Genomic DNA, 13,030 nt, shown 5'->3' with positions numbered 1-13,030 from the left:
GCCCGCCGGGGCGGGGCGTCAGGACGCGTCGGCGATCCTCTTCTCGAGCGCCAGGAACTCGTCGTCGGTGAGGATCCGCGAGCGCAGCAGGAACCGCAGACCCTCCGGGGCCTCGAGGGAGAAGCCGGCCCCGCGTCCCTTCACGACGTCGATGGTGAGGTGGGTGTGCTTCCAGTACTCGAACTGCGCCCGCGACATCCACACGGGCACGGCGCGCTCCAGCCCGACGTCGAGGTCGCCGAGGTGGATGTCGGCGTCGCCGGTGAGGAAGTCGCCGTCGGGGTAGCACATCGGCGCCGACCCGTCGCAGCAGCCGCCGGACTGGTGGAACATCACCGGTCCGTGCGTCTCGGTGAGACGCCGCACGAGCTCGGCCGCCGCGTCGGTGACCGCCACCCGCACCGGCTCGGGCGGCAGCGGCGCGCCGCCGGAGCCGGTGTCGGGGGTCGTCATCAGAAGAAGCCCTGGGCGTTCTGGGAGTAGGACACCAGGAGGTTCTTCGTCTGCTGGTAGTGGTCGAGCATCATCTTGTGGTTCTCGCGGCCGATGCCCGACTGCTTGTAGCCGCCGAACGCGGCGTGCGCCGGGTAGGCGTGGTAGCAGTTCGTCCAGACGCGCCCGGCCTTGATGCCGCGGCCCATGCGGAACGCGCGGCTGCCGTCGCGCGACCAGACGCCGGCGCCGAGGCCGTAGAGGGTGTCGTTGGCGACCTTGAGCGCGTCGGCCTCGTCGTCGAAGGAGGTCAGCGCGACCACGGGGCCGAAGATCTCCTCCTGGAAGACGCGCATCGAGTTGTCGCCCTCGAAGATCGTCGGCTGCACGTAGTAGCCCTCGGCCAGGTCGCCCTCGAGCACGTTGCGCTCGCCGCCGGTGAGGATCTTCGCGCCCTCCTGCTTGCCGATGTCCATGTAGCTGAGGATCTTCTCCAGCTGGTCGTTGGAGGCCTGCGCGCCGATCATCGTCGTGTCGTCGAGCGGGTTGCCCTGCGTGATCTTCTCGACGCGGGCGACGGCCTCGGGCACGAAGTCGCTGTAGATGGAGCGCTGCACGAGCGCGCGGCTCGGGCAGGTGCAGACCTCGCCCTGGTTCAGCGCGAACATCGCGAAGCCCTCGAGCGCCTTGTCGTAGAACGCGTCGCGCTCGGCGGCGACGTCCTCGAAGAAGATGTTCGGGCTCTTGCCGCCCAGCTCGAGGGTGACGGGGATGATGTTCTGGCTGGCGTACTGCATGATCAGCCGGCCCGTGGTGGTCTCGCCCGTGAACGCGATCTTGGCGATGCGGGGCGAGGAGGCGAGCGGCTTGCCGGCCTCGACACCGAAGCCGTTGACGACGTTGAGCACGCCGGCGGGCAGCAGGTCGCCCACCAGTTCGACGAGCTTGAGGATCGACCACGGCGTCTGCTCGGCGGGCTTGAGCACGACGCAGTTGCCGGCCGCCAGCGCGGGGGCGAGCTTCCACACGGCCATGAGGATGGGGAAGTTCCACGGGATGATCTGGCCGACGACGCCCAGCGGCTCGTGGAAGTGGTAGGCGTAGGTCTCGGAGTCGATCTCCGAGACGCCGCCCTCCTGGGCGCGCAGCGCGCCGGCGAAGTAGCGGAAGTGGTCGACCGCGAGGGGGAGGTCGGCGGCCAGCGTCTCGCGCACCGGCTTGCCGTTGTCCCAGGTCTCGGCCACGGCCAGGGCCGGCAGGTTCGCCTCGATGGTGTCGGCGATCTTCAGCAGGACGTTCGAGCGCTCGGTGGGCGACGTGGCGCCCCACTTGTCGGCGGCCGCGTGGGCGGCGTCGAGGGCGGCGTCGATGTCCTCGCTCGTGCCGCGGGCGACCTCGGTGAACGGCTTGCCGTTGACCGGGGAGATGTTCTCGAAGTAGCCGCCCTTCACCGGGCCCACCCACTCGCCACCGATGTAGTGGTCGTAGCGGGGTTCGACGGTGACGAGCGAGTCGGCGGAGCCGGGAGCGGCGTAGACGGTCATGGGGTGGGATCTCCTCGGTGCGTGAGGCGGTGTGTGACTGCGCTCACACGCTAGGGCTGCCCACGTTGCAGGACCGTTGCGCGCCGCTCCCGGCCGGGAGCGGGCGGTCGGCGGGGGCGGCGGGCTCCCGCGGAGTGCGTGGATTCAGTCCTCGGCCCGCGTTCCGGCTGAACCTGCGCACTCGGGCGCGCGAGGGCGACCGCCTGCCGCCGCCCAGGCGCCGCCGCCCGGGCGCCGCCGCCCGGGCCCGCCTCGGCCCCGGGCCGCCGCGACTCTGCGACGAACACCTGTGGTCTGCGGCCCAGGCATCGGCCGCAGACCACAGGTTTCCCCGCCTGGGCGGGGAAACCTGCAGCAGGCGGCCGGGGTACGGCGGTCAGCCGATGGTGATCCCGCCGTCGGTGACGATCACGTAGAAGCGCTTGCGGTTCGTCGACGTCGTGACCGAGCCGTCGCTGAGGCGCGGGCTGACGACGAGGTGGTTCGTGTTGTTCGTGCCCGTCGGAGCGCAGGCCACGATCCCGGCCAGGCCGCAGGTGGTCGCGGTGATCTCGCCGGAGAACTCGGGGTTGGCGTCGGCCGCGCCCGCCCGGCCGTTGGTCACGCCGTCGCCGTTCTGGTCGACCTGGTTCTGCAGCGCGATGGTCGCCACGATGCCCGAACCGGTGAGGTCCTCGCCCGCGTTCACGTAGACGTTGCCGGCCGCGCGCAGCGCGTTCGAGGGCGCGCCCGCCGGGGCGGTGTTGGCCAGCTCGGGGTACGCCGCGGCGACCGTGAAGCCGCCCGACTGGTCGACGATCGCGCCCGAGGCGTCGATGAGGAACCAGCGGACGCCCGGCCCGGCGGGGCCCTGCTCGCCCTGCTCGCCCTGGGGTCCCTGCTGGCCCGGAGCGCCAGGCGCGCCCGGCGTGCCGGGGGCGCCCTGGGGCCCGCGGGCACCGGGGGCGCCCGTCGCGCCGCGCGGACCGGTCGCGCCCGTAGCACCGCGCGGGCCGGCCGGGATCTGGTTCTTCGCGAAGTCGGCGCGGTAGAGCGAGCCGTCCCGCACGTCGTACCCCGTGATGGAGCCGTTGCGGATGTTCTCCCCGCCGATCTGGCTGGCGGCGTACGCCGTGCCGCCACCCGCGGCGACCGCGAGGGCGAGGGAGGCGACGATGAGCGACGGCGTGGGGCGCAGCGAGCGGAGGCGGGCGGGCAGGGCGACGCGGGGGAGGCGGGGACGGCGTGAGGGGGCCATGGCGGTTCCTTCGGGTCGGGGGACGTGTGTCCCGCCTCACGTTCGGCGCACCCCGCCGTCCGGATGGCCCGGTCTAGACAACCCGGTGGTCGAGGTGGCCGCGCGGCCCGTCCCGGTGGTCGAGGTGGCCGCGCGGCCCGTCCCGGTGGTCGAGGTGGCCGCGCCAGCCACCCGGTGGTTGAGGTGGCCGCGCCAGCGGCCCTCGAGACCACGCCCCCTCAGACCCCCAGCTCTCGGTCGAGCCGCGCGAGCTGGCCGTCGATGAGCGGCAGCATCGGCGACGTCGCCCCGACGGCGCGGCGCTGGGCCTGCCACATCTCGTAGTCGTCGGCGCCCCACGTCGACCGCGTCCACTGCGACATCAGGTCGGCCTCGCGGCTGCGCAGCAGCGCCCCCCGCAGCTGCGACCCGAGGTTCTCCCGCAGCCGGGTCACGCCCGGGGCGGTCGAGCGGGGCAGCACGGGTCCGCCGTACGCGCGCATGGCGGCCCGCAGGTCGCCCGTCGCGAGCAGGGCCTCGACGGTGAGCCAGTCGCCGGTGACCTGGGCGGTGAGGCGGTACGGGCGCGACGCCAGCAGGTCGCCGCCCAGCAGGTGGCGCAGGCGGTTGAGCTCCGCCCGCAGCGTCGAGGACCCGCTGCCGCCGCTCCCGTCGTCGGCGTAGAGCAGCACGGCCAGCTCGTCGCCCGACAGTCCCTGCGGCGCCGAGGCGAGGAGCAGCAGGATCTCGCTGTGCCGGGGGGAGAGCCGCACGGTCCGGGGGGCGCCGCCCGCGCCCTCGACGGTGAGGAGCGCGTCGGTGCGCCCGAGCCCCTCGAGCACGAGGTGGGCACCGGGCGCGGTCGAGGCGGGGGCCGGCGCCTGCCGGGTCAGCAGGTCCCGGGCCAGCTCGAGCTCGGCCATGCGGGCCGCAGCGCGGATCATCGCCATGGTCTGGGGTACGACGATCTGGTCGCCGCCGGTGATGTCCAGGACCCCGAGCAGCGCGTGCGTGCCGGGGTCGTGGATGGGGGCGGCGCCGCAGCTCCAGCCCTGCACGGCGGAGCGGAAGTGCTCGTCGCGCACGATGCTGACGGGCTGGTCGAGCGCGAGGGCGAGACCGGGGGCGTTGGTGCCGGCGAGCCGCTCGTCCCAGTTCGACCCCTCGACGAACCCGATGGCCTCGGCCCTGCGCAGCGTCGTCGGGGTGCCGCATACCCACAGCAGCTGCCCGTCGGCGTCCGAGACCGCCATGACCGCGCCGCAGTCGCGCGCGGCGTGGCCGAGCACGTCGTCGAGCAGGGGGAACACGCGGGCGAGCGGGTGGGCCTCGCGCTGGTCCCGCAGCGCGTCCTCCGGCAGCGTGATCGGCGCCGTGGCGTCGTCGGGCCGCACGCCCGCCGAGGCGGAGCGGTGCCAGGAGTCCACCACCGCCGACCGCATCCCGCCGTCGCGCCGTGGCGGGAGGTGTCTCGTCATGCCCACGCGTCGCTCTCCCGTCCGTCCGTGGACCCCGGGGGCGCCGTTGCCCACGACCGGCGCGAGCGCGCGGCGGCTCGTGACCGGGGTCACAGACCCATGATGCTCCTGGCTCGGCGCCGCGTCGACGGGTGAGGCGGAGTTGCCGGAAGCCCGGACCCCGTGGGGCCCGGGCTCCCGGGAGGTATGGCGGTAAGCGCGCTCGACTTCAGGGTACGCCGCCGCAGACGACCGAGTTCTGTGACGGTTAGCCGGGATTGAACGGACCGCTCCTTCGACACGGGAAGGCTGTCGAGCTTGGGTCTCGGCCGGGCCGTGCGCGGAATAGCGGACGCTTACCGTCGAACTGGTTTGTTCCTGGGCCGCTTGGGCGTCCTGATGGCAGGGGGCAGGAAGCCTTGTTTAGCCACCCGTCGTCGGGTGGCCGTCCCGTCCAACGATCAGCGGTCGTGGCGTACGCCCGCCCATCAGTTTGTTGCCTTGGTTCGAAGATGCGGACCGATATAGCCGACGTAGACCCTGCCGTCGGCGTGAGCGTTGTCGTAGTAATGGATACGTGGAGTGACCATGCCGCATCGGGGCAGCTTGAAGTGCGCCTCCATCAGGATCTCCCCCGTCGGCGCTACCTCAGGCGGCACAGGAAAAACTCGGTCGGCGCCCCACTGGTTGAGGGTGGACCTGCTCTCCTTCTCGCCAAAGCGGCTCTTGGGAAGGGGCCGGTAGCCGGCTGGAGTGTGGAGTAGGTAGCTCTTCATGTTGCCGTCGAAGTGACCCAACATTTTCGACCGTACGTAGTCGGCCAAGACCAGTAGGTACTCCCATGCCGCGCCCACGAGGTTGCCGACAGTGTCGTTGTCGTCAAGTCCTATGGTCCGTCGCCGGTCGCCTGTGAAAACGACGCCGTGTTGCTCGAACTCGCCGAGCCGGTCTAGAAGCTCTTCGAAGTTTCTCGGCGCACTGGTCGAGGCGGAGGTCGGGGTCGGGCTGAGTGCCTCTGTATGGCGACCTTGCTCGAGCAAGAACCGGCGCAGTCGTAGCACCTCGTCCTGGATGGCGCGCCGATCCTCCTCAGCGCTGCCCTGCTCTAGGAGCGCCTCCTCGGCGGTTTCCCGCCACGCCTCCACCTCTTCTTCGAGAGCCTCTATCCGTCCTTGGCGCTCGGCCAACTCCGAGCTGATTCGTTCAGCCATCTGTTCGCGAGCCGCCGCCTGGTCCGAGGCCCGGCTTGCCGACATGGCCACTTGCTCGAGCGCCTGGGGTGTGAGGTCGTCAACGCCAAGGGTTTGCTTTACGAGTTCAATGATCGAAAGGTATTCGGCGGCGACAGCAGCTATGTCACCTTCGGAGTCGACTGATCTGGTTTCGCCATCATTTGCCGCGTGGGCGGTGCTTGCTGAGATGCCGTTGAGGGCACGGGGGTCGCGAGGTGTCGTGATATTCGAGTCATCGGGTTCCCTCGAGTAGTCCGCTTCGAAAGTCTCGGTATCGACTTCGATGGAGGCCCCGTTCGTTGCAGGCCCGTGAGCGAGCAATTGGGCTGCCTCCGAGGCGAGCGTCTCTGCGACTGCTCCTGTCTCCGCAACGGCTTCCCGTGGGGCGAGATCGGTTCCAGTCGACTTGTCCGCAGCGACCGCGAGGCCCTCGCTCGCGTCGGAAAGTAATTGAGCAGTGGGCGACCCTGGAGAGAAAAGTGCGTCCAAGAGAAGCCGGTCTTCTACCCGGTTCAATCCCTTTATGACTGTCCGGGCGGCGTCGGGCAACTTGTGGCCAGCCGAGTGTTTGCGGGCCGCTCTGGTGATGATCCCGGCAATGGCTTGATCAGTCTCGTCAGCCAGTCGTCGCGTACCGAGGACGCGGTGGCGGCGTGCGTCAGGTTCCCAAGCGGGGTCGACGCCTGGGGCGTAGGTGCGGACCGTCCAGGGTATCGCTGCGTGGGTCGGGCCAACGCCCTCGTTGAAGACCGTGCTGGCTTCCGGGTCGAGCACAACGAACTGAGCGATGCCGTGAATGCGGCGGGCCCACGTCTCTGCCCGCTTCGCGAAAGCGGGCAGCATGTCGGCTTGCGACTTGTCGGTGGCGGCGACGAATAGCAATCCGTTCCGGTTGAGGTCGCATACGGCCTCGAGCAGGTCCTCAACGTCGTCGGGACGAACGATCTGTGCGCCAGCAGAGACGGGGTAGTCGCCATCCCGCAGTTCCAGAACCTCGATGAGGTACTTCGCCACTTTAGGTCGCTCGGCCTGTTTGCCGCCGGTGTGGCCGCTGCGAATGGACAGCCACCCAGTGCCTCGGGCCGGCGAGTGCATGGCTACTGAGGTAAGCCACTGCGTCCCGTTGCGTTCGGTCTCGGTGAGTCGAATGCGGAAATCGCTCACACGCTTGGCTTCGTGGTGGGCAACCACGAGTTCTGCGGAGTTTGAAACCCTCAACAATTGCGAAACTTGGAGGTCTGGCTCCCCGTAGCTCTTCTCGCGGAGCCAGGCGGCAATCTGCTGTAAGGCCAGGTCGACAGCGTCGGGACGAGGGTCGAACGTTAGGTACGAACGGTAGGAACTCACGTCCTCCGTTGAAATTCCCAGTGACGACCTAGTGCCACTTAATGTCGCGGCCACACCGCTACCCCCTCGCTCGCCCGGACATGCCGAGAGTAAGAGGCAGCGCCGACCTTGTTCGGAGAACGCCGCAGATGTCGCGCGGAATCTCCACTGCGCGGGTGGTCGTCGCCCGGGACCATCCGCACCTCTGCTCTCGAGGGTCGAACGGGGAACGCATCACCGGTTGGGTTCGGTGCGCGGCGTGGCGGGGAGCGCGGCGTCGTCAGCCGGGCCGACCTGCGGTCAGACCATGGTCCGTGACTCGAAACGGATGCGCCCCTTCGGTTCCCTGGGGTGGCCCACGGTGTCACGATCGCTCGCCGGAGCGCGCGGCGGCCCGTGACCGGGGTCACAGGACCATGATGCGGTTCGCGTGGCGTCGCGCCGACGGGTGGGCGGAGATGCAAGAAGCCCGGGCCCCGTGGGGCCCGGGCTCCCGGACGTATGGCGGTGGCGGAGGGATTTGAACCCTCGGTGGGCTTGCACCCACAAACGCTTTCGAGGCGTTCTCCTTAGGCCGCTCGGACACGCCACCGCGGGAGACATTAGCCGACGGGCGCCCGGCGTTCCGAATCGGGTGCTGCCGGGCACGCGAGCGACGACCCGGCGAGTTCGGCTCGACGTACCCGGGGTGTGGGCTGCGCGACGTGCGCCGATTCGCACGGGGAGCGGCCGGGTGGGTACTGGTGTCCCATGGGAATCATCGGTTTCATCGTGTTCGGTCTCTTCGTCGGCGTCGTCGCGCGCCTCATCAAGCCGGGTCGCCAGAACCTCGGCCTCGTCGGCACGCTCGTGCTGGGTGTCATCGGCTCGCTGATCGGCGGCGTCGTCGCGACGCTGCTCGGCACGGGTGACTTCGGCGAGCTCAACATCATCGGCGCCATCGTGGCGATCATCGCCGCCGTCGTGCTGGTCGGCTTCGTCGAGGGCATCATGGGCCGTCGCAAGACCCACGCCTGACCCACCGTCCACCGGTGAGCGCGGTGGGTGAGGATGACGCCATGACCTGGTTCTCCTCGCCCACCGACGCTGCTGCCCGCCTGGGCGACGCCGGCTACCTCGCCGACACGGCGACGGCCACGACGGCGTACCTCGCGGGGGCGCTCGAGAAGCCCCTGCTGCTCGAGGGTCCGGCGGGGGTCGGCAAGACCGAGCTCGCCAAGGCCGTGGCCCGCGCGACGGGCGCCGGCCTGGTGCGGCTCCAGTGCTACGAGGGTCTCGACGAGGCCCGGGCGCTGTACGAGTGGAACTACTCCAAGCAGCTGCTGCGCATCCAGACCGCGCGCGGTGCCGACGGCGCCGCCCCCGACTGGGACGCCACGCACGACGACATCTTCACCGAGGAGTTCCTCCTCACCCGGCCGCTGCTCACCGCCATCCGGCGCGACGAGCCGACCGTGCTGCTCATCGACGAGGTCGACAAGACCGACGTCGAGGTCGAGGGCCTCCTGCTCGAGGTGCTGAGCGACTTCCAGGTCACCATCCCCGAGCTCGGCACCGTGGTCGCGACCCGCAAGCCGCTGGTCGTGCTCACCTCCAACGCCGCCCGCGAGCTCTCCGAGGCGCTGAAGCGACGCTGCCTCTACCTGCACCTCGACTACCCCGACGCCGAGCGGGAGCGCGAGATCGTCGCGGCCCAGGTGCCCGACCTCGACGACGCGGTCGCCCGCCAGCTCGTCGCCACCGTCGTGCGGCTGCGCGAGCTCGAGCTGAAGAAGGCCCCCTCGATCGCCGAGTCCATCGACTGGGCCCGCACCCTCGTCGCGCTCGAGGTGCGCGAGCTCGACCAGGCCGCGATCAGCGCGACCCTCGGCGCCGTGCTCAAGCACGCCACCGACCACGACCGCGCCGTCCGCGAGCTGCGGCTGAGGGCCTGAGCGCCGTGCCCCCCGCCCCGCCGCCCCCCGGCCCGCCGCCGCGCGAGCCCGCCGGGTCCGCCGTGCGCAGCGGCCTCATCGACCGCCACATCGCCTTCGTCGAGGCGCTGCGCGGCGCCGGGCTGCCGGTGAGCCTGGCCGAGGGGCTCGACGCCACCGCCGCCCTGCGCCGGCTCGACTGGACCGACCGCTCCGCGGTGCGGGCCGGGTACGCCGCCACGCTGGTCAAGAAGGCCGGTCAGCGCACCACCTTCGACACCCTGTTCGACCTCTTCTTCCCCCACCTCGTCGGCGAGGGCCTGGCCACGCTCGACCCGGCTGCCGAGGACCCGGCCGCCGGCCGCGCCCTCGACCCGAGCCGCGACAACGCCGAGGCCGTCGCCGCCTTCCGCGAGCGCCTCGCCACCACGCTGGCCGACGCGCTCGCCGCGGAGGCGGGAGAGCGCTCCGAGCACAGCGACGGCGACGCCGCCCCGCCGGGGGACGACCTGGCGCGCCTCGCTGCCGAGGCCGTCGGCCGCTTCGGCGCCATGCCCGGGCGCACCGCCGGGCAGACGGCGTACTCGGCGTACCAGACCCTGCGGCGCCTCGCCCCCGGCGAGCTCACCGACCGCGTCGTCGCCGGCCTCCTCGGCGACCTCGACACCGACGCGATGGACCCGGCGGCCCGCGAGCGGGCGGAGCGCAGCGTCGCGCGCGGCGTGGGCCGGTTCACCCGGCTGGTCGAGGACGACGCCCGGCGCCGGATCGCGGAGCGCAAGTCGCCGGAGTACGTCGCGGACGTCGCCGTGCGCCCCAGCATCGACCGGCTCGCGTTCACCGCCGCCCGGCGCGAGGACCTCGAGGAGATGCGCCGCCAGGTCGCCCCCCTCGCCCGGCGCCTCGCGACCCGGCTCGCGAAGCAGCGCGCCGCGCAGCGCGGCGGGCCGCTCGACTTCCGCCGCACCGTCCGCGCCTCGATGTCCACCGGCGGCGTGCCGATCCGCACGCTGCACCGCCCGCGCCGGCCCCACCGCACCGATCTCGTCGTGCTCTGCGACGTCAGTGGCTCGGTGGCGCACTTCGCCCAGTTCACGCTGCTGCTGACCTACGCGCTGCGCGAGAACCTCGGCCGGCTGCGCGCGTTCACCTTCGTCGACCGCACCACCGAGGTGACGCACGTGCTGCGCCCCGGCCGCGACCCGGCCGAGGTGATGGAGGAGCTGGTGGCCAGCACCCAGCACGCGGCGCTCGTCGGCCGCACCAGCTACGGCGCCGCGCTGCACAGCTTCCGCAGCCAGTACGGCGACGCGCTGGGCCCGGCGTCGTCCCTGCTCGTGCTCGGCGACGCTCGCAGCAACTACTCCGACCTGGCCCTCGACGACCTGCGTGCCATGACGAGCGGCATCCGCGCCGCCTGGTGGCTCAACCCCGAGCACCCGCGGCACTGGGACAGCGGCGACTCGGCGGCGTCCCGCTACGCCGCCGTCGTGCCCATGGTCGAGTGCCGCAACCTCGTGCAGCTCGAGGAGTTCGTGCAGCGCGTGCTGTGACGGGGCGGGGGCCCGGCGGGCTCAGCCCGCCAGGTACCCCAGCTGCGTGATGCGGTCGATTTCCGCCCGCAGCGCCGGGTGCGTCGCCGCGTCGGCCGCCCGCCCGCCCGCGACGTAGAGGTCGCTGCGGTCACCTCGCGCGTGCTCGCCGTCGAACACGACGGTGACGCGGTTCGTCAGCCCCTGGTTGATGAGCGAGCCGAGCAGCGCGACGGGGTCGGTGCGGTCCTCCAGGGATAGCACCCGCGTGGCCTCGGGGATGCGGGGCACCTGCGAGGAGGGCGCGCCCGCCGTCACCACCTGGTCGATGGTGAAGACGCCCGACGACGCGGCCGCGGCCACCTCGGCGGCCGTCAGCCCGCCCTGGGCCGACCCCACGAGCATGACCCGCGCGTCCGGCTCGTCGCCGACCGCACGCTCGATCGCGGCGACCACCTCGTCGCCGTACGCCGCGTGGTCGCCCCCGACGAGCCGCAGCCGGCCGCGGGCGCCGCCGTCGGGGCCGGGCAGGTAGGCGATGTAGCGGCCCTCGCCGACCCGCTGCACCTGCACGCGGCGGGTCAGCGTGGCCAGGGAGGTCATGAGGTCCTCGATGGAGCGCGGGACGGTCAGCCCGTCCGCGTCGACGGCCGCCGGCGCCGGCGCGCCGGGTGCGGCGGAGGCCTCGACGTCGGCGAGCCCGACGGCGACGTCGCGGAAGGCGGCGCCGGAGTCGGCTGCGAAGTCACCGGCACCGACGGCGGCGAGCCCGGCCCGCCCGGCCGCCGGCCCGCGGTCGCCCGCGAGGAAGGCGGCGGTGAGCAGCGACCGCATCTGCAGGCTCTCCAGCAGGCCCCCACCACCGGTGGAGACGTGGTCGAGCAGCTCGGGGTTCTGCTCGGCGAGCTCCCCGAGGTACGCCGCCAGCCCGTCGCGGTCCATCGCGTCGGTCTCGATGAGCCCGGCGGAGACGATCGCGCCGCCGAGCGCCACCTCGGGCGCCAGGTAGCCGATCGCCCGGCCCGCGGCGGAGCCCAGGGTGCGGAACGCGACGTCCTGCAGCTCGTCGATCCACTGGTAGGTCAGCACGGTCGCGCGCACCACGAGGGCGTCGGCGTCGAGGTCGACCGAGCGGCTCATCAGGCCGTGGCGGCCCGTCGTGGCGGCACGGACGTCGCCCTCGGCCGTCTCGAACGTGCGGGGCGAGAGCGGGGCGGACTCGGCGACCGCCTCGTCCTCCAGCACCTCCTTGCCCAGGCGCGCCCGGGCGCGCAGCTCGTCGCCCGTGCCGTCGAACAGGTCGGCGAGGCCGAGCATCCGCTCGTAGCGCTCCTCGGCCTTCGCGGCGGGGGAGAGGTCGGCGGCCTCCGTGGTCGCCGCGTCGGGCCCGGCCGTCTCGGCCGTGCCGTCCTGCGTCGTCTCGGGGGCGGTCTCCGGGACGGTCATGCGGTCACCTCCGCGAGGACGGGTGCGAGAGCGGTGGGGAAGTCACCGGGGTCGACCCGGCGCACCTCCACCCGGTGGGTGTCGCCGTCCCGGTGGGGACGGAGCTGGTGCCAGCCGTCGGCCAGCAGGAGCCAGGAGACGACACCGACGGTCGTGGCCTCGGCCGCGATGTCGGCGAGCATCGCGCGCAGCCGGCCCTGGGTCTCGGTGTGCAGCGCCTGCACGACGGTGAGCACCTCGCCCTCGCCGAGCACGCGGCCGTCCTGGTCGCGCACGGCGCCGAGGTGCTGCGCCACGAGGGCGGGCAGCACGTCCGCGCGGTGGGTGCGCAGCGCCTCGCCGGCGGCGTCGACGAGCTCGTAGGGGAGGTCGACGCACTCGGGGACCGACGACGGCGTCAGCGTCACGTCCTCGGGGATCACGGCGACGCGGCCGAGCTCGTCGGCCCACGCGTCGCTCGGGAACCAGGCGAGGTCGAAGACGATGCCGTCGACCGTGGCCAGCGTGGCGACGGCGCCGCCGGCCTGGCGGTGCCAGGCCTTGGCGCGCACGCCGCCGGCGACCACGTCGAGGTCCACGCCGATGCGGGGCGCGGCGAGCAGGCCGATCGCGCCGAGCACGCCGGCGTCCACCCCCTCCTCGTCGAGCAGCCCGCGCCGGGCGAGGGTGCCGGCCGGGTCGTGCAGCGAGGCGATCGCGTCGGCGTACGCCTGCACGTCGGTGTCGGCGCGCTGCGCGCCCAGGCGGTCCGCCAGGGCGTCGGCCGGCGCGTCACCGGCGGCCGGGCCGGCCAGGAGGAAGGGGAGCGGCGCGCCGCCGGCGGCGACCGCGCAGTGCTGCAGCTCGGGCAGGGTCAGCGCGACCCGGCGCGGCAGGCCGTCGAGCAGGGGCAGCGTTGCGACGGGCGGGGACCCGAGATCGATGGTCGTCAT

Annotated in this window: 10 protein-coding genes and 1 tRNA gene; 3 read left to right on the top strand and 8 right to left on the bottom strand. The window is 72.5% G+C overall.

What is annotated here, in order from left to right:
- Positions 1-18: 18 nt before the first annotated feature.
- The 6 genes from INN71_RS13655 to INN71_RS13630 all read right to left on the bottom strand — a co-directional run bounded on the left by INN71_RS13655 (position 19) and on the right by INN71_RS13630 (position 7,799).
- Positions 19-453 (bottom strand): DUF779 domain-containing protein, encoded by a 435-nt coding sequence (locus tag INN71_RS13655; RefSeq protein WP_277497802.1) that lies wholly within the window; start codon positions 451-453, stop codon positions 19-21.
- Entirely contained in the window at positions 453-1,976 is a 1,524-nt protein-coding gene (locus tag INN71_RS13650; RefSeq protein ID WP_277497803.1) for an aldehyde dehydrogenase family protein, read from the bottom strand. The genes INN71_RS13655 and INN71_RS13650 overlap by 1 nt, the downstream gene beginning before the upstream one ends.
- Positions 1,977-2,352: 376 nt before the next feature.
- Positions 2,353-3,213, bottom strand: coding sequence for a collagen-like protein (locus tag INN71_RS13645; protein WP_277500821.1), 861 nt, complete (start codon positions 3,211-3,213; stop codon positions 2,353-2,355).
- A 218-nt stretch (positions 3,214-3,431) separates the two neighbouring features.
- Positions 3,432-4,670, bottom strand: a complete 1,239-nt coding sequence (locus INN71_RS13640) for a helix-turn-helix domain-containing protein (RefSeq protein ID WP_277500820.1) — start codon at positions 4,668-4,670, stop codon at positions 3,432-3,434.
- A gap of 467 nt (positions 4,671-5,137) precedes the next feature.
- The gene (locus INN71_RS13635) at positions 5,138-7,228 is read right to left on the bottom strand and encodes a hypothetical protein (RefSeq protein WP_277500819.1); all 2,091 of its coding nucleotides are present in this window, start codon (positions 7,226-7,228) and stop codon (positions 5,138-5,140) included.
- A gap of 481 nt (positions 7,229-7,709) precedes the next feature.
- Positions 7,710-7,799, bottom strand: a tRNA-Ser gene (locus tag INN71_RS13630).
- 158 nt (positions 7,800-7,957) lie between these two features.
- Between INN71_RS13630 and INN71_RS13625 the strand changes: the two genes are divergently transcribed.
- Genes INN71_RS13625 through INN71_RS13615 form a run of 3 tightly spaced genes read left to right on the top strand, consistent with a single transcriptional unit; the run spans position 7,958 to position 10,673 of the window.
- Positions 7,958-8,224 carry a GlsB/YeaQ/YmgE family stress response membrane protein gene (locus tag INN71_RS13625; protein WP_277500818.1) on the top strand — a complete coding sequence of 89 codons (267 nt, stop codon included), beginning with the start codon at positions 7,958-7,960 and terminating at the stop codon, positions 8,222-8,224.
- Positions 8,225-8,265: 41 nt separating this feature from the next.
- Positions 8,266-9,141: a MoxR family ATPase gene (locus tag INN71_RS13620; RefSeq protein ID WP_277500817.1), complete on the top strand. Its 876-nt coding sequence runs from the start codon at positions 8,266-8,268 to the stop codon at positions 9,139-9,141.
- 5 nt (positions 9,142-9,146) lie between these two features.
- Positions 9,147-10,673 carry a VWA domain-containing protein gene (locus tag INN71_RS13615; RefSeq protein WP_277500816.1) on the top strand — a complete coding sequence of 509 codons (1,527 nt, stop codon included), beginning with the start codon at positions 9,147-9,149 and terminating at the stop codon, positions 10,671-10,673.
- A gap of 21 nt (positions 10,674-10,694) precedes the next feature.
- On the opposite strand, the gene INN71_RS13610 is transcribed toward INN71_RS13615, so the two are convergent.
- Together INN71_RS13610 and INN71_RS13605 are read right to left on the bottom strand one after the other, a co-directional pair.
- Complete coding sequence (locus INN71_RS13610; protein WP_277500815.1) at positions 10,695-12,098, bottom strand: hypothetical protein; 1,404 nt, start codon at positions 12,096-12,098, stop codon at positions 10,695-10,697.
- A complete protein-coding gene (locus INN71_RS13605) occupies positions 12,095-13,030 on the bottom strand; it encodes a hypothetical protein (protein ID WP_277500814.1) in 936 nt (311 codons plus the stop codon). The genes INN71_RS13610 and INN71_RS13605 overlap by 4 nt, the downstream gene beginning before the upstream one ends.

This window comes from Nocardioides sp. ChNu-153 (genome assembly GCF_030466625.1).
Lineage (GTDB): Bacteria > Actinomycetota > Actinomycetes > Propionibacteriales > Nocardioidaceae > Nocardioides.
Note: the sequence above shows the minus strand (reverse complement) of the source record. Positions and strands in the feature narration are given on the sequence as shown.